We start from the raw sequence: 1,285 nt of genomic DNA, 5'->3' as shown, positions 1-1,285 counted from the left end.
CTGGATCTGTTCGGCTCCGGCGGAGGTCAGGCCGTGGCCGACGCGCTCTCGCAGGACGCGGATCGCGTCCCCCTCCTCGCCTCCGTGCCGCTGAGTCCCGCGCTGCGCACGGGAGGCGATGCGGGGCTGCCGGTCGTGCTCGGAGACCCGCAGGATCCCGCGGCACGCGCGATCCTCGCCCTCGCGGACGCCGTCGATCAGGCGGGCCGCGGCCTCGCTGGGCGGCGACTGCCGGTCGCTCCGCGCTGAGCGCGGTCCGACCGCTCCACGGCCGTGGGGCTCAGGTGGCTTCGCTGTCGTAGGGGGGAAGCTCCTCGGAGGAGAACACCTTCGGCCCCTTCGTCGCCGGCACGGTCTCGCCCGAGGCGGAGGCGGCGTTCATCGCGGTCGCGGTGGCCAGCAGCGCGGCGGCGGAACCCGCGGCCGCCGGCGCCGGAGCGGCCTCGACCGCGGCCGGTGCCGCCGCCGGAGTCGGGGCGGCCGGGCTGTCGTCCAGCAGGGCATCGCGGATGATGCGACGCGGGTCGTACTGCCGCGGATCGAGCTTGCGCCAGTCGAGCTCGTCGATCTCCGGCCCGACCTCCTCGCGCATGCGATCCTTGGCGCCGCGCAGGTACTCACCGGCCTTCTTGACCATGCGCGCGAACGACTCCGCGTACCTCGGGAGGCGCTCGGGGCCCACGAGAAGGGCAGCGATCACGCCGATCACGAGCAGCTTCTCGATGGTGATGCCGAAGAACATGTCACAAGGGTACCGCCGCGCCTCGCCCGCGCGGACACGGAGGACGCCTACGCTGAGGGAACATGCGGTGCACTGAGCGCCGCCAGGGAGTCGAAGTGAGCGAGCAGGACGCCAACGCACGGTACGTGCGCGAAGCCATCATCGAGCCGGATGAGATCGCGCGGGCGCGCGCCCACGCGGTCGAGCTCGGCGCGCAGCCCATCAGCGCAGCCGTCGGAGCACAGATCGCCGTGCTCGCCGCAGCCACCGGCGCGCGCTCGATCGTCGAGATCGGCACCGGTGCGGGCGTCTCCGGTCTCTGGCTGTTGCGCGGCGCCCCGAAGGCCGTGCTCACCTCGATCGACAACGAGCCGGAGCACCTCGCCGCCGCACGCAGCGCCTTCCAGGACGCCCGGATCGCCCCGACGCGCGCGCGGTTCATCGCCGGCAGGGCCGCCGACGTGCTGCCCCGCATGAACGAGGCCGCCTACGACATCGTCCTCGTGGATGCGGATCCGGAGAACGTCATCGAGTACGTCGAGCACGGTCTGCGGCTCGTGCGCG

The 1,285-nt window shown here is 73.2% G+C and carries 2 protein-coding genes and 1 pseudogene; 2 read left to right on the top strand and 1 reads right to left on the bottom strand.

Going from position 1 to position 1,285, the window contains the following annotated elements; translation table 11 throughout:
- A pseudogene (locus tag B7X32_RS20950) lies at window positions 1–249 on the top strand (sodium:proton antiporter); the annotation flags it as partial.
- Window positions 250–280: 31 nt separating this feature from the next.
- Here the strand turns inward: B7X32_RS20950 and B7X32_RS20945 are convergent.
- The gene (locus B7X32_RS20945; RefSeq protein WP_292724177.1) at window positions 281–742 is read right to left on the bottom strand and encodes a Sec-independent protein translocase TatB; all 462 of its coding nucleotides are present in this window, start codon (window positions 740–742) and stop codon (window positions 281–283) included.
- A gap of 95 nt (window positions 743–837) precedes the next feature.
- On the opposite strand from B7X32_RS20945, the gene B7X32_RS20940 reads away from it, so the two are divergent.
- A partial coding sequence (locus B7X32_RS20940) for a class I SAM-dependent methyltransferase (RefSeq protein ID WP_292724175.1) occupies window positions 838–1,285 on the top strand: 448 nt, incomplete at its 3' end.

The sequence above is a fragment of the Microbacterium sp. 13-71-7 genome (genome assembly GCF_002257455.1).
In the GTDB taxonomy this organism is placed as follows: domain Bacteria; phylum Actinomycetota; class Actinomycetes; order Actinomycetales; family Microbacteriaceae; genus Microbacterium.
Note: the sequence above shows the minus strand (reverse complement) of the source record. Positions and strands in the feature narration are given on the sequence as shown.

Coding starts and splice junctions, on each gene's coding strand:
- B7X32_RS20945 (WP_292724177.1), bottom strand. CDS start 742: ATGTTCTTCGGCATCACCATCGAGAAGCTGCTCGTGATCGGCGTGATC.